General features: G+C 29.1%; 15 protein-coding genes. 6 read left to right on the top strand and 9 right to left on the bottom strand.

Translation table 11 applies throughout. The annotated features are described in order from the left end of the window. Positions 1 to 343: 343 nt before the first annotated feature. From sigF to N4A48_RS09335, 4 genes are all read right to left on the bottom strand, one after another. Entirely contained in the window at positions 344 to 1,108 is a 765-nt protein-coding gene (sigF, locus tag N4A48_RS09350; protein ID WP_293665642.1) for an RNA polymerase sporulation sigma factor SigF, read from the bottom strand. An 11-nt stretch (positions 1,109 to 1,119) separates the two neighbouring features. Continuing rightward, complete coding sequence (gene spoIIAB / locus N4A48_RS09345) at positions 1,120 to 1,557, bottom strand: anti-sigma F factor (protein WP_293665641.1); 438 nt, start codon at positions 1,555 to 1,557, stop codon at positions 1,120 to 1,122. A 12-nt stretch (positions 1,558 to 1,569) separates the two neighbouring features. Further along, the gene (gene spoIIAA, locus N4A48_RS09340; protein ID WP_293665640.1) at positions 1,570 to 1,905 is read right to left on the bottom strand and encodes an anti-sigma F factor antagonist; all 336 of its coding nucleotides are present in this window, start codon (positions 1,903 to 1,905) and stop codon (positions 1,570 to 1,572) included. A gap of 110 nt (positions 1,906 to 2,015) precedes the next feature. Beyond that, positions 2,016 to 3,974 (bottom strand): molybdopterin-dependent oxidoreductase, encoded by a 1,959-nt coding sequence (locus N4A48_RS09335; RefSeq protein WP_293665638.1) that lies wholly within the window; start codon positions 3,972 to 3,974, stop codon positions 2,016 to 2,018. A gap of 149 nt (positions 3,975 to 4,123) precedes the next feature. On the opposite strand from N4A48_RS09335, the gene N4A48_RS09330 reads away from it, so the two are divergent. Continuing rightward, on the top strand, positions 4,124 to 5,353 hold the full coding sequence (locus N4A48_RS09330) for an LL-diaminopimelate aminotransferase (protein WP_293665637.1): 1,230 nt from the start codon (positions 4,124 to 4,126) through the stop codon (positions 5,351 to 5,353). A 334-nt stretch (positions 5,354 to 5,687) separates the two neighbouring features. Here the strand turns inward: N4A48_RS09330 and N4A48_RS09325 are convergent, their stop codons facing one another. Next, the gene (locus tag N4A48_RS09325) at positions 5,688 to 7,268 is read right to left on the bottom strand and encodes a DEAD/DEAH box helicase (protein WP_293665636.1); all 1,581 of its coding nucleotides are present in this window, start codon (positions 7,266 to 7,268) and stop codon (positions 5,688 to 5,690) included. Between the two features lie 648 nt (positions 7,269 to 7,916). On the opposite strand from N4A48_RS09325, the gene pflB reads away from it, so the two are divergent. Together pflB and pflA are read left to right on the top strand one after the other, a co-directional pair. Beyond that, positions 7,917 to 10,145: a formate C-acetyltransferase gene (gene pflB, locus N4A48_RS09320; RefSeq protein ID WP_293665643.1), complete on the top strand. Its 2,229-nt coding sequence runs from the start codon at positions 7,917 to 7,919 to the stop codon at positions 10,143 to 10,145. A gap of 150 nt (positions 10,146 to 10,295) precedes the next feature. Next, positions 10,296 to 11,033 carry a pyruvate formate-lyase-activating protein gene (gene pflA / locus N4A48_RS09315; RefSeq protein ID WP_293665635.1) on the top strand — a complete coding sequence of 246 codons (738 nt, stop codon included), beginning with the start codon at positions 10,296 to 10,298 and terminating at the stop codon, positions 11,031 to 11,033. A 91-nt stretch (positions 11,034 to 11,124) separates the two neighbouring features. Here pflA and N4A48_RS09310 read toward each other — a convergent pair whose 3' ends face one another. Continuing rightward, positions 11,125 to 11,880, bottom strand: coding sequence for a YfjL-like protein (locus N4A48_RS09310; RefSeq protein ID WP_293665634.1), 756 nt, complete (start codon positions 11,878 to 11,880; stop codon positions 11,125 to 11,127). 245 nt (positions 11,881 to 12,125) lie between these two features. Between N4A48_RS09310 and N4A48_RS09305 the strand changes: the two genes are divergently transcribed. Both N4A48_RS09305 and N4A48_RS09300 read left to right on the top strand, forming a co-directional pair. Further along, positions 12,126 to 12,866, top strand: a complete 741-nt coding sequence (locus N4A48_RS09305; RefSeq protein ID WP_293665633.1) for a tetratricopeptide repeat protein — start codon at positions 12,126 to 12,128, stop codon at positions 12,864 to 12,866. A 158-nt stretch (positions 12,867 to 13,024) separates the two neighbouring features. Beyond that, positions 13,025 to 13,408 (top strand): hypothetical protein, encoded by a 384-nt coding sequence (locus N4A48_RS09300; protein ID WP_293665632.1) that lies wholly within the window; start codon positions 13,025 to 13,027, stop codon positions 13,406 to 13,408. Positions 13,409 to 13,603: 195 nt separating this feature from the next. Here N4A48_RS09300 and thiI read toward each other — a convergent pair whose 3' ends face one another. From thiI to N4A48_RS09285, 3 genes are all read right to left on the bottom strand, one after another. Further along, positions 13,604 to 14,779 carry a tRNA uracil 4-sulfurtransferase ThiI gene (gene thiI / locus N4A48_RS09295; RefSeq protein WP_293665631.1) on the bottom strand — a complete coding sequence of 392 codons (1,176 nt, stop codon included), beginning with the start codon at positions 14,777 to 14,779 and terminating at the stop codon, positions 13,604 to 13,606. 4 nt (positions 14,780 to 14,783) lie between these two features. Further along, on the bottom strand, positions 14,784 to 15,935 hold the full coding sequence (locus N4A48_RS09290) for a cysteine desulfurase family protein (protein WP_293665630.1): 1,152 nt from the start codon (positions 15,933 to 15,935) through the stop codon (positions 14,784 to 14,786). Between the two features lie 208 nt (positions 15,936 to 16,143). Beyond that, entirely contained in the window at positions 16,144 to 16,752 is a 609-nt protein-coding gene (locus tag N4A48_RS09285; RefSeq protein WP_293665628.1) for a lactate utilization protein, read from the bottom strand. A gap of 430 nt (positions 16,753 to 17,182) precedes the next feature. Between N4A48_RS09285 and N4A48_RS09280 the strand changes: the two genes are divergently transcribed. Then, complete coding sequence (locus N4A48_RS09280) at positions 17,183 to 18,172, top strand: asparaginase (protein ID WP_293665627.1); 990 nt, start codon at positions 17,183 to 17,185, stop codon at positions 18,170 to 18,172. Positions 18,173 to 18,327 lie beyond the last annotated feature (155 nt).

The following is an 18,327-nucleotide window of genomic DNA, read 5'->3' as shown; positions in this document are numbered from 1 at the left end:
TCTGTAAATATTTTATTACTCATTTTATCTTCCACCATTCGTCTTTTTTTCTATTATACATAAAAATACCCTATAGAATAGACTTTTTTTAGTGTCCACTCTATAGGGTACAGTATAATTAGTGAATGATTTAAATATTTTTGTATAAAACTTGTATTACAGCGTTTGAATATCCGTTAAGAAAGTTCATTGTCTGACCGTAAGGGAGTTTAGAACTTTTAGGATATTCAATAAGCTGTAATGCTTAGTTTTATTAAAAATATTTAACACATAAGCGGTATTTTAATCCCATTTATTTTGGGGTTAAGCACAAAAAAGGCCATACAAATTGTATGACCCTCTCTCAACTTATCATATTTTTAAGTTTGCTTAAAACCTTTTTCTCAATCCTTGATACCTGAACTTGGGATATTCCAAGTTCATTTCCTATTTCACTTTGTGTTCTATCCTCAAAATACCTTAAAACAATTATTTGTCTCTCTCTTTTTTCTAGCTTACCTATCACTTGCTTTAAAAGTAAATTGTCCACTATTTTTTCATCATCCATAGTTTTAGTTTGACTTATTTTATCTATAAGACATATAGGAGATCCTTCATCCTCATGTATAACTCCATGTAAATACTCAACTGATGAGTTTGATTCAAGAGCCATAACTATATCTTCCTTAGATACCTCAAGAGATTTTGCAACCTCTTCTATTGTAGGTTCTCGTCCAAACTTTTTTGATAATCTTTCTGTTTCCATCTTACTCTTTGTAGCAAGTTGTTTTAGAGATCTTGATACCTTAATCATGCCATCATCTCTTAAGTACCTTTTTATCTCTCCTAAAATCATAGGTACTGCATATGTAGAAAATCTCACATTAAATGTGGGATCAAACTTATATATAGCCTTTATAAGCCCAATTGAACCTAATTGAAACAAATCATCTCTTTCATAACCTATATTCATAAATTTATTAACAACACTTCTGACTAGCCCTAAATTACTTTCTATTAATATATCCTTTGATCTTTCATCTCCATCCTGAGCTTTTTCTATAAGAGCTAGAGTTTCCTCATGGCTAAGTAAATGTCTTTTTTCCTCACGTACAGCAGGCATCACCATAATTATTACCCCTAATCTTTATTTTTATTGGATTGTATAGTTTTTTTCATAACTAATTTAGTCCCTTCCCCAAAAATAGAAGATATTTCAATGCTGTCCATAAAAGTTTCCATTACTGTAAATCCCATTCCTGATCTCTCTAGTTCTGGCTTTGAAGTATAAAGTGGTTGCTTTGCCATATCTACATCCTTTATTCCATTACCTTTATCTTCTACCACTATCTTTATAGTGTCTTCATCTATTTCACTTACTAAATTTACAAACTTTGTTTCATCCTCATCATATCCATGAATTATAGCATTTGTAACAGCCTCAGATACAGCAGTTTTTATATCTGCTATTTCATCTATTGTTGGGTCTAATTGAGATGCAAAAGAAGCAGCTACCACCCTAGCAAAAGATTCATTCTCAGATTTGGCTAAAAAACTAATTTCCATATAATTCTTCATCGTTTTTCCCCCTTATAAAGAACTTATTGCTTCTTCGTAATCATTATAAATTCCTATTATCTTATCTATACCTGATAAATCAAATATTCTTTTAACGTGCTTATTCAAGTTTAATGCTATTACCTTTCCACCAGTTTCTGAAAGCTTTCTATATCTACCTATAATAACCCCTACTCCTGAGGAATCCATAAAATTCATATTTTTTAAATCAAATACAACATTTTTTATAGAATTTTTATCTATAGCCATATCAATCTCTTCCCTTACCTCCGAAGCTATATGATGGTCTAGCTCCCCATATAGTTCAACAATTAAATTTCTGTTATCTATTTTATAGTTTATATCCAATGTTATCCCCCCTTATTATGCTCTTACATATCTTTCTATAAAATATTACTTCTTTCCTTCATAAAATTTTAACTACTTTTGTAGAATAAGCATAAAAAAAGTGCTAAAAATTAGCACTTTTTTACAATTTTTACAAATGTTTCATTATATGCGACTTGACCTCCCATTTCAGAGGATATATCTTCAGTTAAAAAATTTGGATTTCCGTCTTTATTAGTCCATCTTGTGTACATATGAACAACATCATCAGTTACATCGTCAGTAATCTTTACTTTCGTATCTATACTTCCATTTCTAGATTTTAAAATTATTACTTCATCTTCTAATAATTTATATTTTTTAGCAAGAGTAATATTCATATATACTATTGAAATTTTATCATCATCTAAATAATGTTGTGTGAATAATGAATTTTTTTCATGTGTAGTTATCAATCTTATATCCTGTTTTTCACTTTTTATATATACAGGTATAGGACTTAGTCCATCTTTTTTTGCATTATCTGAATATATTTCTATCTTTTTAGAGGGAGTTTTAAAAATTTTATCACTCCAAGCCACTTTATCAAAAGCCATATTTACATAGTCTTTTTTTATATCTTCTATATCTATGTTCCATTTAGATAAAGGTTTTACTATTTCCTTTAAATACTCTTTTTTTGATACTAGAGGATATTCTTTCATATTCATTTTTTTACTAATCTCCATAAAGAAATAATATTCATCCATAAGTTTGTATTTTGGATCAACTATTTTTTCATTGTATATAATATAAGGGTTACACATAGATGAATACAAAATATCTTCACTTTCTAAAGTATTGGTACAAGGTATAAATAAGTCACAATGTTTGGCAGTATCAGTCATAAACATATCTATACATACTTTAAATTCTATTTCGCCAAATGTTTTTATGTTTTTATTTAGATTAGCCCATCTGCATAATGGATTTGCTTTTGTTACAAATATAGCTTTTATAGGTTCTTTACTTAATTTTTTTACATCTTCTGTAAAACTATGAACATTGAGATACCTTTCATTACTCGCATAATCACAGCTATTATACGGATCTAGATTTAATATGTCTGTATATACTCTATTTGCATAATTTACTCCGCTTCCAGGTTTCCCTACATTACCTGTTATAGCTGACATGGCATCTATACTTCTTATAGTATTTCCTCCATTTCTATACTTTTGAACTCCGTATCCTATATATATCGTGCTACTTTCTTTAGCATATACACGTGCTATTCTCTTTATAGTATCTATATCTACACAACATTCCTTTGATAAATATTCAAGACTTAGTGTATCTAAATAGCTTTTATATTCAAAAAATCCTTTTACATATTTCTTTATAAATTCTTTATCTTGTAAACCTTCTTCTATTATAACCTTCGTCATAGCCATACAAAGAGCTGCATCTGATGATGGGTTAACCCTTATATATTCATCAGCTTTCTTTGCAGTTTCTGTATATATTGGGTCTACAACTGTAACCTTTATTCCACTTTTCTTGGCTCTTAATATAGTTTCCATAAGATGTATAGATGTATTGTAAGGATTTCTTCCCCAAATTATTATATTTTTTGAATTCATTAAATCCTCAAGCGAACTTCCTTTTACATATCCAAAATCATATTTCTGAGCTTTATTTCCAGCAGACCAACATGTACCACCTTCAAATTCTGTAATACCTCCGTAAAAATTAAAAAATATATTTTGTATAGACTTTAGTACTCCACCACTTCCCGATTCATAATAATGTGCAATTGAATTTGAATTATAATTCTCTTTATAAAACTTCAATTTGTCAGCTATTATTGATGTAGCTTCATCAAATGTTATTTCTATCCATTTTCCATCTACCTTTTTAAGAGGTGTATATATTCTATCTTTGTGATTTAGTCTATCTAAATGTTTCTTACCCTTTGAGCAAATAATCCCCATTGTATAAGGATGGTTTTTGTCTGCCTCTATCTGTATAATGTTATTTTCATCTATATATACATCAAACTTGCAACAATCAAAACAATCAAGTGTACATCCGTGGCTAAATTTATTCACATTAAGTACTCCTTTTCTTTTTATTTATACATAATCTGTTGAGTCTACTTTATATTGTATCAAAGTATTCTAACTATTAATACTATATTCTATAGCTTTAATTTAATCATGTTCTAGCAGTTTGTTTCTCATCTAAGGGGGAGTTTTCTATGGATTTTGTAGATAATAAAATATCAAATCGTTTAGGAGGAATTGATTTTTTTAACAATTCAAAAGATTATAAGTTTGAATCTATAAAAAAAGAAAAAGAAATAATTAAAAATAAATACCCAAATAAAAAGATTATAGATATGGGTGTTGGAGAGCCAGATCTTGCAGCTGATATTAGTATATGTAAAATACTATGTGAAGAGTGTTCTAAACTTGAAAATAGACTGTACTCTGATAATGGAATAGCTGAATTTCAAGATGCTGCATGTTCTTTTTTAAAAAAAATATACAAATTAGATAACCTAGATCCATATAAAAATATTATGCACGGAATAGGATCAAAACCAATACTTGCTATGCTTCCTATATGCTTTATAAATCCTGGTGATATAGTGTTAACTACTGTTCCTGGTTATCCTGTATTATCTACCTATTGTAGATTTTTGGGTGGTAAAGTATATAATTTGCCTTTATATAGAGAAAATAACTTTTATCCAGATTTTGAGTCTATACCTGATGATATACTCAAAAAATCAAAGTTATTATACATTAATTATCCAAACAATCCTACAGGACAAGTAGCTACTAAAGAGTTTTATAAGAAAGTTGTGGATTTTGCTTATAAGAATGATGTATTAGTAGTTTGTGACTCAGCTTATAGTGCCCTTACTTTTGATAGAGATCCTTTGAGTTTTTTATCTATAGATGGTGCTATTGATGTTGGCCTTGAAATACACTCTTTATCAAAGTCCTTCAATATGACAGGATGGAGACTAGCATTTATAGTATCAAATCCAAAAATTATAAAGGCTTATGCAAATATAAAAGGTCACACAGATTCAGGACAATTTAGAGCAATTCAAAAGGCTGGAGCTTATGCTCTTAATCATTCTGAAATAATAACTAGTAATTGTATTAAATATTCAAGAAGATTTGATATGCTGGTTGATGCACTTTGCGATGTAGGATTTGATGCTAAAAAGCCACTAGGTACTTTTTACTGCTATGTACCTATTCCTAAAGCTACTAAATCAGGCTATGCATTTAAGAATGCTCAAGATACATCTTTATATATACTAAAAAATGCATTAATATCTACAGTACCTTGGGATGATGCTGGAAGCTTTTTAAGATTTTCAGTGACCTTTGAAGCATCAAGCCATGCACAAGAAAAATGTGTTATAAATGATTTAAAACAAAGGCTAAAAAAACTCGAACTAATATTTTAAAAAATTCGTCTACTCAATCATCATCTCATCTAAAAATATAAACAATTAAATGTTAGATAATTTTCATATACCTTCTACTATAAAACTTAGATTGTATCGTTTAAATATACGTTAAAAAACTTTTTTTGTTTGACCGTAAGGGAGTTTAAGAAGTTTTAGTATATTTAATAAGATATAATCTTTAGTTTTATTAGAAGGTATATTAATTATCGGTATTTAATTGTTTATATTTTGGGTGAAAGTATAGCTTTTTCGATAAGTTATCCACAAAACAAAAAATGATATAGTTTTCTTAAGCATAAAAAAGCTGTTGACTTAGTCAACAGCTCTTTTATTATTTTCTATTAGCAGGCTCTATATTTATAGTTTTACCTTTTATAGTATTATTCTTCATTATAGTTAATACATCCTTAGCACGCTCTCTTGGAACCTCAACAAACGTATATCTATCATATATATCTATAGTTCCAATTAACTTTCCTGGCATACCAGTTTCTCCAGCTATAGCTCCTAATATATCCTTAGGCTTTATATTTTGCTTTCTACCTATATTTATGAATAATCTTACCATTCCAGATTCTGCACCAGTATCTTCAAATAAATCTTCTTTTATTTCTTCTTTATTTTGATCACCCATTGACATTTTTAAAAGTGCAGCAGCTATATCTAAAGAAGTATATTCTTCCATTAATTTCTCTAAGAAATTAACTTGGTTAGTTAAATGTCCTTCTTCTATAACATTTCTGACTTTTTCTAAGAATACATTAGTTTTAATTTCTTCAACATCACTAAGAGATGGTATATCATGTCTTTTCATTTTAGTCTTAGTATATCTTTGAATATCTCTTAATTTATATATTTCTTTCTTTCCTGATACGAAAGAGAATGCACGTCCTGATCTTCCCGCACGTCCAGTTCTACCTATTCTGTGTACATAATATTCATCATCTTGTGGTACATCATAGTTAAATACACACTCTACATCATCAACATCTATCCCTCTAGCTGCTACATCCGTTGCAACTAGTATTTCTATAGTTCCATTTCTGAATTTAGCCATTACATTATCTCTTTGAGCTTGCTTTAAATCACCGTGAAGTGCATCAGCAAAGTATCCTCTTGATTGAAGCTCTGAAACTAATTCATCAACTTTTCTCTTTGTATTACAAAACACAACAGATAGCTTAGGATTGTATATATCTACAAGTCTTGATAATACATCTGATTTATTCTTAGATTTTGCTTCTATATAAAATTGCTCTATATTTGGAACTGTTAAGGCCTTACGAACAACCTTTATAAGTTCAGGATTTTTTTGATACTTCTTTGTAAGATTTAATATTGCTTTTGGCATTGTAGCTGAGAAGAAAGTAGTTTGTCTCTCTTCTGGAAGCTGTTGTAGTACAGTCTCTATATCTTCTCTAAATCCCATATCTAGCATTTCATCCGCTTCATCTAAAACTATCATCTTTACATTTCCAAGCTTTAATGTTTTACGATTCATATGATCCATAACTCTACCAGGAGTACCTATAACGATCTGAACTCCTTTTTTTAATGCTTTTATTTGACGGTCTATAGGTTGTCCACCATATACAGGTAGTGTTCTTACATTTTTCTTATATTTAGCTAATTTTCCTAACTCTCCCGCAACTTGTATAGCTAATTCTCTTGTAGGGCATAAAATTATAGCCTGCACACTACTATCTTTTTCATTAACCATATCTAACACAGGAATACCAAAGGCTGCTGTTTTACCCGTACCAGTTTGTGCTTGACCTATTATGTCTTTTCCTGCTAATATATGTGGTATTGCTTGAGCTTGTATAGGAGATGGTTCTTCAAATCCCATATCAGCTACAGCTTGTTTTATTTCTCTTGATAAATCTAAATTCTCAAATTTTATGTTTTCCATATATATATTACCTTTCCTTTCGTTTTTACGTCTCTCTTGCTCATCTTTTCAATTATATATATATTACTGTTATTATGCAACAAATATTTTTTATTTATTTATATTTTCACTATTTTATCTGATTTCAAAACATTTAATATAATTTTTCTTCCTTAAATATGAATATATAGATTTTATTAATATTTATATATTTTCACTAGGAAGTAATTAGAAAATTATAATTATCCAATTTCACTAGGAATATAATTTCATATTAGTTTTTTGTATACACGACTATTAAAACTAAAATTCTAAAGTATTTACTCTATAATCAAGAGATTTTCACCATTTTTTTACATTCTTATATTATTATTATAACATTTTTTTAAATGGCATATAGTGACTTTGTTTAAATTTATCAAATTATCAGAACTATTAACTTTTCGTAATATTTGAATATTGTATACAAAATGCTTAATTTTTATGTTATTATATTTACAACAAATAAATTATTTTTATTTTTTTAATTTAAATAAAAAAGTTCTTCTTTAAGAGAATCTTATTAATAGTTGCAAGTATAGCTTTTTTAACAAGTTATCCACAAAATAAAAAATTATATAGTTTCCTATATAGAATAAAATATTACTTTACTAAGGAGTGATTTTAATGATAAATGCATGGAAGAGTTTTAAAACTGGAAATTGGTCTAAAGAGATAGACGTAAGAGATTTTATTCAACTTAACTATACACCATATGAGGGAGATGATTCTTTCTTATCAGGTGCTACTGAGAACACTAAAAAATTATGGGATAACGTCTCAGCTTTAATGAAAAAAGAAGTTGAAAATGGTGGTACCTTAGATGTCGACACTAAAACAGTATCTGGTGTAAATGCTTATAAGGCTGGATATATAAATAAAGACTTAGAAACTATTGTAGGTCTTCAAACTGACGCACCTCTTAAAAGAGCTGTAATGCCTTATGGTGGAATCAGAGTTGTTGAAAATTCTTGTAAGGCTTACGGATACGAACTTGATTCAAAAGTTAAAGAAATTTTCCATAACTACAGAAAAACTCATAACGACGGAGTATTTGATGTTTATACTCCTGAAATGAGAGCTGCTAGAAGTGCTGGTATAATAACTGGTCTTCCAGATGCTTATGGTAGAGGTAGAATAATAGGAGACTATAGAAGAATAGCTCTTTACGGTATAGATAAATTAATAGAAGACAAAAATGCTCAAAAGAAATCTTTAAACGTTTTAACAATGGATGAAAACACTATAAGATTAAGAGAAGAAATATCTGAGCAAATCAAAGCTTTAAAAGAAATGATTCAAATGGGAGCTGAATATGGCTTTGATTTATCAAGACCTGCTCAAAATGCAAAAGAAGCTGTTCAATGGACATACTTTGGTTACCTTTCAGCTGTTAAAGATCAAAACGGAGCTGCAATGAGCTTAGGTAGAGTTTCTACATTCCTTGATATTTACTTTGAAAGAGATATTAAAAACAAAGTTTTAACTGAAGATGAAGCCCAAGAAATAATGGATCACTTCGTTATGAAGCTTAGAATGGTTAGATTCTTAAGAACTCCTGAATATAATGATTTATTCTCTGGAGATCCAACTTGGATAACAGAAGTAATAGGTGGTATGGGCATTGATGGAAGAACTCTTGTTACTAAAACTGCTTTTAGAACATTAAATACTTTATATACTTTAGGTGCAGCACCAGAACCTAACTTAACTGTACTTTGGTCTAAAGCTCTTCCTGAAAACTTTAAAAAATTCTGTTCTAAGGTTTCTATAGATACAAGCTCTATTCAATACGAAAATGATGATTTAATGAGATCTCATTGGGGAGATGATTACGGTATAGCTTGTTGTGTTTCTGCTATGAGAATTGGTAAGCAAATGCAGTTCTTCGGAGCTAGATGTAACCTTGCTAAAGCTCTACTTTACGCTATAAATGGTGGTATAGATGAAAAGAAAAAAATCCAAGTAGGACCAAAATTTGCTCCTATTACTTCTGAATACTTAGAGTTTGATGAAGTTATGGAAAAATTCGACTTATTCCTTGACTGGTTAGCAAACTTATATGTAAATGCATTAAATATAATTCACTATATGCATGACAAATATTGTTACGAAAAAGCTCAAATGGCTTTACATGATAGAGATGTATTAAGAACTATGGCTTGTGGTATAGCTGGACTTTCTGTATGTGCGGATTCATTATCTGCTATAAAGCATGCTAAGGTTAAAGCTATAAGAGATGAAAACGGTATGGCTGTTGATTTTGAAATCGAAGGAGATTTCCCTAAATTCGGAAACAATGATGATTCAGTTGATTCATTAGCATCTGAATTAGTTGAAACATTTATGAATAAAATAAAAAAGAACAAAACTTATAGAAACTCTGTACACACTCAATCAATACTTACTATAACTTCAAACGTAGTTTATGGTAAAAAAACTGGTAATACTCCTGATGGAAGAAAAGCTGGAGAGCCTTTCGGACCTGGAGCTAACCCTATGCACGGAAGAGATACAAAAGGTTGTCTTGCTTCTATATCTTCAGTTGCTAAGCTTCCATATGAGCATTCTCAAGATGGTATTTCTTATACATTTACTGTAGTTCCTAAGGCTATAGGTAAAACTGATGAAGAAAGAATAAACAACTTAACATTCTTACTTGATGGATATTTCATTCAAAACGGCCACCATATCAACGTAAACGTATTTGATAAAGAAACTTTACTTGATGCTATGGATCACCCTGAAAAGTATCCTCAACTTACAATACGTGTATCTGGTTATGCAGTTAACTTTATAAAATTAACTAGAGAACAACAATTAGACGTTATAAATAGAACTTTCCACTCAAAAATGTAGTATTATTAAATAAAGTCCTAACAATCGCTTAGGACTTTATTTAATAGAAAAAATTACAATATCAACTATTTTTAAGCAACGGATTCCGTAGGACTCGTTGGTGATATGAACTATGCGGTAGTATAAAGCAAATTTTAAGGTGGTGTTTATATGGGTATTAAAGGTAGAGTACACTCTCTAGAGACTTTCGGAACTGTAGATGGTCCTGGAATTAGATTTATAGTATTTACTCAAGGATGTCCTCTTAGATGTAAATATTGTCATAATCGAGATACGTGGGACCCTAAAGGCGGACAAGAATATGATGTTGATGAACTTATAAGTGAGATTGTTAAGTATAAACCTTTTATGATTTCATCTGGTGGAGGTCTTACTGTATCTGGTGGCGATCCTACTCTGCAGCCTGAGTTTTTAAAAAGCTTGCTTATCAAGGCTAAAGATAACGATATTCACACGGCTATAGATACCTCTGGATTTGTAGATATAGACATTATAGATTCTATACTTGATTATACAGACTTAGTTTTACTAGATATAAAGCATATAAATAGAGACTCTTTTAAAGATTTAACTGGTGTTTACAATAATAAAACATTAAATTTTGCAAAGCATTTATCCTATAAAAAAATACCTACTTGGATAAGATATGTTTTAGTTCCAGGGATTACAGATAAAGAAAATGATATAAGAGAGCTTTGTAAGTTTATAAATACACTTGATAATATAGAAAAAGTTGAAATACTTCCTTATCATTCTATGGGGAGATTCAAGTGGGAAGAACTTGGATATGAATATCCTTTAGAAGATATTCCTGATGCAAATGATGAGGATGTATTAAGAGCTTCTAAAATATTTGAAGAGTATGGGATAGATATAGCAGTAAAATAAAGCATAGAGACAATATTTTGTCCCTATGCTTTATTTATGTGTTTTATCCAAATATATTTATAATTATTAGCATCTATATAAATTTTTTATTCTACAAAGTAATACTAATTTCATACCTTTGAAAAGCTTCTTTTTTATTATCTTTACAGTATTGAATTAATTTGATTAAATCTTCATCTATCATTGATGGCTTAATTCCTGATATATAAGCATAATCATCAGTTGGTTCCCCTATCCATACCATATACTCATCAATGTTATACCCGTTTTTAATTAATATACTATTTAATTTTGTAAGATTAAAAGAAAAAGATTCAACTGTCATATCTGTATCTTTTAAATCAAGTAAAATTTCTTTATAATATCTATCATTAATATCTAAAGGCTCATTTAACTTGGGTATATTTTTATTAATTACATCTTCCATTGAATAATCTATTCGAACTCTATCAAAAGATGCCCCAAATTCTTTTTTTAAAAGAGGTGTTAATATATCTGCATATTCCCTTTCTATTCTATTCACTGTATTTTGACCACTCAATACTTCATATTTATATGAATCAAAAATTTCTTTATCTCTATATGAAACTTCAAAATATACATCAGGTTGAGTCTTTGAATACACCTTGCAAAAATATTCAGCCATTTTAAAATTATACATAGGTTCATCTATAGTTAAGTTTAAATTTTTATAATTATCATGTATATATGATCTTATTTTTTTATTTGAAATATTTTTAGATATCGGGTTTCCAAATAATGAATTTAAAATTATTAAAACAAATAAAAGTACACAAGTGATCGATATATATATTTTAATTTTGGTTGAAAAATTTACATTTTTCATAATTCACACTCCTTTTATAACCTATTATTATGAATTCAATTTAGCACAAAGAAGTATAATTTACAATAATTGCAACCAATTTGCTCACTCACTAAAAATATTATTAGAATATAGGTATTTTAATAACCATATTTTTCGCTTAAAACGCTGAATTATAAAATTATATCTATAACCTCCATATTTTCTTTTAAGGAAAATTATGTTAGTATAATCGTATTAAACCATATAATCTAAGGAGGATATTCATGTTAGTAAAACGTATCAATTTAATTATTACAACTTTTACTATAATGTTAATATTATCTGCACTAATAGATAATGTTGTTATAGCAGGAGGAATTACTTTTTTAATTATAATTATCGGCTACATATTTATAGCCAATAAACGAAGTAGAAAAAGGCTAAACTTACTAAAAAAATACTGTGATCCGTATAAGTTTTTAAAAGCTACAGAAGAACAACAAAAAATCACAGGAAAAAATCCTAAGATAAATGCTTATTTAAATATTGATAAATCTGTAGCATTCATTTTAATGGGAAATTTTCAACAGGCAAAAGAAGTTTTGTTATCTATAGATAAATCTTATTTATCAAATAAGAATGGGACATTGCTTTTATACACAATAAATCTAATCTCCTGCTTGTATGAACTTGGAGAACTTTCAGATGCTGAAGAATTGTTTGAAACACAAATTCCCATTCTTGCACCTGTGAATAAAAGAATGAACTTAGCTGTTAATCTACTTATAGCAGAAAGGTTTTTCTTCTTAAATAGATATAAAGAAAGTAAAGAAAAATTTGAAGAAATATTATCAAATGAGAAATTAGATAAATGTACAAGATTATCCATATTATATACTTTAGCACAAATAGATAAACAAAATGGAGATTTAATATCAGCACGCAATAAATATAAAGAAATATTAGATAATGGAAATAAACTCTATATAGCTGTAAAATCTAAGGAATATCTAATGCAGACATAAATATAAATTTAATTGAAAGGATGTTAAAAATGAAACAAGTAAAATTGTATAATTTGATTTTCCCAATCTGGTTTTTATTATTTTTCCCACCAGTTATATTTGTAACTCTTATAGGCAATTTTGTTATTGATTCATTAGTAATAATATTATGCTTTTTTATGTTTAAGTTGGGAAATGCACAAAACAACTTAAAAACATTTTATAAAAAAAATATATTGCCTGTGTGGAAGTTTGGATTTTTAGCAGATATTATAGGTGCCTTGCTACTATTTCTATTAGTAACTTTTGATTTTGGTGCCATTGAATTGCCGTATGAATTAAGCTCAGCAATAAGCTATGACCCCTTTAGCAATCCCTTGGCAGTTATAATAATATTATTTGCAATGCTTATATCAACAATTTTTATTTTTATATTTAATTATAAATTTACTTTTAAAGACCAATTTGAGAATAGTAAATTAAGATTTAAGGTTTCACTAACCATAGCTATTCTTACAATGCCGTGTACATTCTTATTACCTACTAAATGGTTCTATAATTAAAATTTGTCTACTCGCTAACCCGGTGACTCATGTCACCAACGATCCTTACAGACTCTGTTGCTTAAAAATAGTTTCAAGTGCAGTTTTTTCATCAATAATTATCCACAAATTAAAAATATGGTTATTAAAATGTTAGATACTCTTAATTAGAGTATCGTTATTTTAATAACCACATTTTTCGGCTAAAACACTAAATTATAAAGTTATATCTATAACTTCCATATTCTCTATAGCCTCATCTATAAGCTTTTCTATATCAAGATTTTTCTCTGATAATATTATCTTTTCAAGCTTTGGCTTTGTAACAGGATTTTTAGGTAAAAACACTGTACAGCAATCTTCTTCTGGTATTATAGAAGTTTCAAAAGTTCCTATTTTCTTAGCTATATCAACTATTTCACTCTTATCCATAGCTATTAAAGGTCTAAATACAGGTACCTCAACTGATGCATTAGTAACTGTAAGTCCTTGTATTGTTTGAGATGCAACTTGTCCTATACTCTCTCCTGTAACAAGTGCATTACACTCTTTAGATAAGGCAACTTTCTCAGCTATTCTCATCATGAATCTTCTAGATATAATTGTCATTTCCTCTTCCCTACAATGCTCATTTATCTGCTTTTGTATAGGAAGAAGGTTTACACTGTGCATTTTAAGTCTTCCACAGTATTTAGATAAAATCCTTGCTAATTCTTCTACCTTCTCCTTAGATCTCTCGCTAGTAAACGGATAACTATGGTAATGCATTAATTCAAGGTCAACTCCTCTTTTAGCTACCATCCAGCCTGCTACAGGGGAATCTATTCCTCCTGATAATAATACCATTGCTTTACCGTTAGTTCCAAGAGGTAATCCTCCATAACCATCTACTCTCTCTAAATAAGCCACGCAGCACTCTTCTCTTAACTCTGCCTCAACCTTTACATCAGGATTTCTTACATCAACCTTTATTTTATCTCCTAATTCAGATAATAAATATCCACCTATATCTCTGCTCATTTCAAGTGATGTCATCCTGAACTTTTTGTCAGTTCTCTTAGACTCTACTTTGAAAGTTTCTACATCTTCAAACTCTATTTTATCCTTTAATATTTCAAGTGATACTTCTTTTAATTTTTCATAATCATTTTCAAATTTAACAGCAGGACTAAGTGAAACTATTCCAAAAACCTTTCTAGCTTCTTCTATTATAGCTTCATAATCATATTCTTCAACATCTATATATATTCTTCCAAATTGCTTGTATACATTTAACTTACCTACTGGTTTTAAAGCATTTTTTATATTTTTTACAAGCTTGTCTTCAAATATATATCTATTCTTTCCCTTTACTCCTATTTCTCCGTATCTTGCTATTACTACATTATACATGTATTCACCTCTTATTTATTATAATTCTTAATTCTTCAACTTTTTTCTTTATTATCTCAACAGCCTTTTTTATATCTTCTTCTTTATTCATAGTTGATAAGCTAAATCTTATAGCCCCTTCTATTTCACTAGCCCAGAGACCCATTTCTATTAAAACATGACTTCCTTTTTTCTTAGAAGAACAAGCTGACCCTGTTGATACATATATATTATCTTCTTCTAAATAGTGAAGAAGTATTTCTCCTCTTATACCTATGAACGATACATTTAATATATGGCACACTCCATCTTCAATACTATTTATCTTTATATCATCTATATTAGATTTTATTTCATTAAGTAATAACTCTTTTAACTTAGTAACCTTTTTTACATTATCCTTCAGGTTATCCATTGTTATTCTAACAGCCTCAGATAATCCAAATATTCCCGGTACATTTTCAGTTCCAGATCTAAATGAACCTTCTTGTCCTCCACCTGTTACGATAGACTTTATTTTTGTATTTTCTTTTACGTATACAAATCCAATTCCCTTTGGTCCATGTATTTTATGAGCACTTACAGACATTAAATCTATATTGTATTTTGAAGGCTTAAAATCTATTTTTCCAAATGACTGTACTGCATCCACATGCAAATAAACCTTTCTTTTTAGCTTGGATAAGTATCTCCCTATTTTATCAACAGGCTGAATAGCTCCAACTTCATTATTTACATGCATAATACTTACAAGTGTTGTATCTTCTCTTAAAGCCTTCTTAAAATCTTCAAAATCTATTAATCCCTTTTCATTTACACCTAGATATGTAACTTCATATCCATCTTTTTCTAAATCTTTAAAAGTATTTAATACAGAAGGATGTTCTATTTTGGTAGTTATTAAATGCTTACCATTTCTATGATTAGCATAAGCTACACCTCTTATTATTATATTGTTAGATTCAGTTCCCCCAGATGTAAAAAATATTTCTTTATCCTTAGCACCTACATGCTTTGCTATTTCTCTTCGGGCATTCTTTATTTCCTTTTCTACAATTACTCCTTTTCTATGTATAGAAGAAGGGTTAGCATACTGCTCAGTTAAAGCATAAACCATTTTATCTACTACTTCCTTATATGGTTTTGTAGTCGCACTATTATCTAAATAAATTTCCATTTAATCACCTTCTAAATAAAATTCGCTTTATGCTATCGCATAGCTCATGTCGCCAACGAGTCCTACGGACTCTGTTTCTCAAAATAGTTGCAAATTTAGTTATTTAATCAATGTTATCTATATCTTTAAAAATATATAATCCTTTAATATATATAAATATATATTAAAGCCAAATAATATATTATATTATTTGGCTTTTGTTGTAAAGTTAATACCCTATTTCTTCATTTAATATATATACTTTAAAATCTATTGTAGGTGGTTTTTTTTCTATTATGCTCGTTACCATACACATTCTCTGCTCACTTTTACAATCTACACAAGAATCTATTTTTGCACAAGGAACATTTAAGTTGAGTCTTCTAGCATTATTTGGACATGCAGATGTTTTTATTCTATTCATAGCATCATCATAATCGTTGCATACTTTGTTTATACCACATACAAGAATTACTTTTTTAGGTCCAAAGAACATAGATGCAACCCTATTACCTACACCATCTATATTTATGATTCTTCCATCCTCTAATATAGCATTTGTACTTGATAAATATACATCAGAAAAAATAGCTTTTCTAAGAAGTTCCATTCTTTCACTAGGATCAACCTTCCAGTGCCAAAGTACTTCTTTAGATTTTTCTACAAGATCATCGTATACGTCTATCTGATCTATAGACATAGACCCTCCTATTGCAACTAAATCATCTTTATTAACTTCATTCAATAAGTCTTTCTTTAAATCATCTTTAGTTTCAAAAGATTTTGCTTCTATACCTCTTTTTCTTAAATTTCCTATTAAATTTTCTATTTTTTTCATTTGTATAGCCCCCTCTATTTTAATTTATCCGAAAGCTAAGAGTTCTGGATAAGTTTCACTTGATAATAACATTATATTATAATTACACCTACTATAAAAATATGAAAATTCAAATTATACACATAATAATGTAAAAGAATTATGCTTTCATATTCTTCAAAAAGAACAAAAATATGTAGATTTATATATTTTTTTAAAAAACCGTTGCAAAACATGTCGTATTTTGTTATACTATCTTTAGTGGTTATCCCCCTGGTAACCTCAATAAAATCTCTATTCCCAATACCCCTTTTGAACGGATTTTCACATTTTCGGATGTGAAGCCTGCCTATACGGCAGGTTTTTTTTTGCTTATTTTAATAATAACAGTTTATAACTATACTTAATATTATATAATTAATATATATTATTTTTTAAGGAGGTAATCTTTATGAATAAAAAAAAGGTTGCTATAGTATTTACAGGTGGAACAATCTCTATGACTGTAGATTCGAGAATAGGTGCAGCCATCCCTTCTCTTTCAGGAGAGCAAATAATGTCTATGGTTACAAATATAGATAAAATAGCAGATATAGAGGTTGTTAATTTTTCAGAAATTCCAGGACCTCATATGACACCCGAAATGATGATGGATCTTAAAAATTTAATATCAGACTTAGTTGATAGAGATGATATAAACGGTATTGTTGTAACCCACGGTACTGACAGTTTAGAAGAAACCGCTTATTTTTTAAGCTTAACTCTTTATACTCAAAAACCAGTTGTTGTTGTGGGAGCTATGAGAAATTCTTCTGAACTTGGTTATGACGGACCAAGTAATCTAGCAGCAGCTGTTTGTACTGTTATAGCTGATGAGGCTCAAAATAAAGGTGTTTTAGTAGTTATGAATAACGAGGTAAATCTAGCCTCAGAAGTAACTAAAACAAATACATTAAGCCTTGATACTTTTAAATCTATTGCTTATGGACCACTAGGAATAATAGATGACAATAAATTAATTCTTCATAGAGACATAGTAAGAAAACAACATATTCATACTCATAAAGTTGAACCTTGTGTTGACTTATTTAAGGTTGTAGTTGGTATGGATTCAAGGCTTATAAAGTTTTCTATTGATTCAGGAGCTAAAGGCATAGTTATAGAGGCTATGGGAAGAGGAAATATCCCTCCAAAAATGTTAGATGGAATTAAGTATGCAAAAGAAAAAAATGTCCCTGTAGTTATAGTGTCTAGGTGCCACTCAGGAAGAGTTTTAGATACTTATGGTTATGAAGGTTCAGGAAGAGATTTAGTTAATCTTGGATGCATACTAGGAGGAAATCTACCTGGTCAAAAAGCAAGAATAAAGCTAATGCTCTCCCTTGGAAAAACTAACGATATAAATGAAATAAAAAGTATATTCGAAGAAGGAATATATTAGAATAAACAGAAAAATATACTGTACCCTATAGAGTGGACACTAAAAAAAGTCTATTCTATAGGGTATTTTTATGTATAATAGAAAAAAAGACGAATGGTGGAAGATAAAATGAGTAATAAAATATTTACAGAAAAAGAAATAAGAATACTTTCTCG

Origin of the sequence: Tepidibacter sp. (assembly GCF_025210165.1) — a bacterium.
Taxonomy (GTDB): domain Bacteria; phylum Bacillota; class Clostridia; order Peptostreptococcales; family Peptostreptococcaceae; genus Tepidibacter_A.
The sequence above is the reverse complement of the archived record's forward strand: the minus strand, read 5'-3'. Positions and strand labels throughout refer to the sequence as shown.

Coding starts and splice junctions, on each gene's coding strand:
- N4A48_RS09290 (WP_293665630.1), bottom strand. CDS start 15,935: ATGGAAATTTATTTAGATAATAGTGCGACTACAAAACCATATAAGGAA.
- thiI (WP_293665631.1), bottom strand. CDS start 14,779: ATGTATAATGTAGTAATAGCAAGATACGGAGAAATAGGAGTAAAGGGA.
- N4A48_RS09325 (WP_293665636.1), bottom strand. CDS start 7,268: ATGGAAAACATAAAATTTGAGAATTTAGATTTATCAAGAGAAATAAAA.
- N4A48_RS09280 (WP_293665627.1), top strand. CDS start 17,183: ATGAATAAAAAAAAGGTTGCTATAGTATTTACAGGTGGAACAATCTCT.
- N4A48_RS09310 (WP_293665634.1), bottom strand. CDS start 11,880: ATGAAAAATGTAAATTTTTCAACCAAAATTAAAATATATATATCGATC.
- N4A48_RS09300 (WP_293665632.1), top strand. CDS start 13,025: ATGTTTAAGTTGGGAAATGCACAAAACAACTTAAAAACATTTTATAAA.
- spoIIAB (WP_293665641.1), bottom strand. CDS start 1,557: ATGAAGAATTATATGGAAATTAGTTTTTTAGCCAAATCTGAGAATGAA.
- N4A48_RS09285 (WP_293665628.1), bottom strand. CDS start 16,752: ATGAAAAAAATAGAAAATTTAATAGGAAATTTAAGAAAAAGAGGTATA.
- pflA (WP_293665635.1), top strand. CDS start 10,296: ATGGGTATTAAAGGTAGAGTACACTCTCTAGAGACTTTCGGAACTGTA.
- N4A48_RS09305 (WP_293665633.1), top strand. CDS start 12,126: ATGTTAGTAAAACGTATCAATTTAATTATTACAACTTTTACTATAATG.
- N4A48_RS09330 (WP_293665637.1), top strand. CDS start 4,124: ATGGATTTTGTAGATAATAAAATATCAAATCGTTTAGGAGGAATTGAT.
- sigF (WP_293665642.1), bottom strand. CDS start 1,108: ATGGTGATGCCTGCTGTACGTGAGGAAAAAAGACATTTACTTAGCCAT.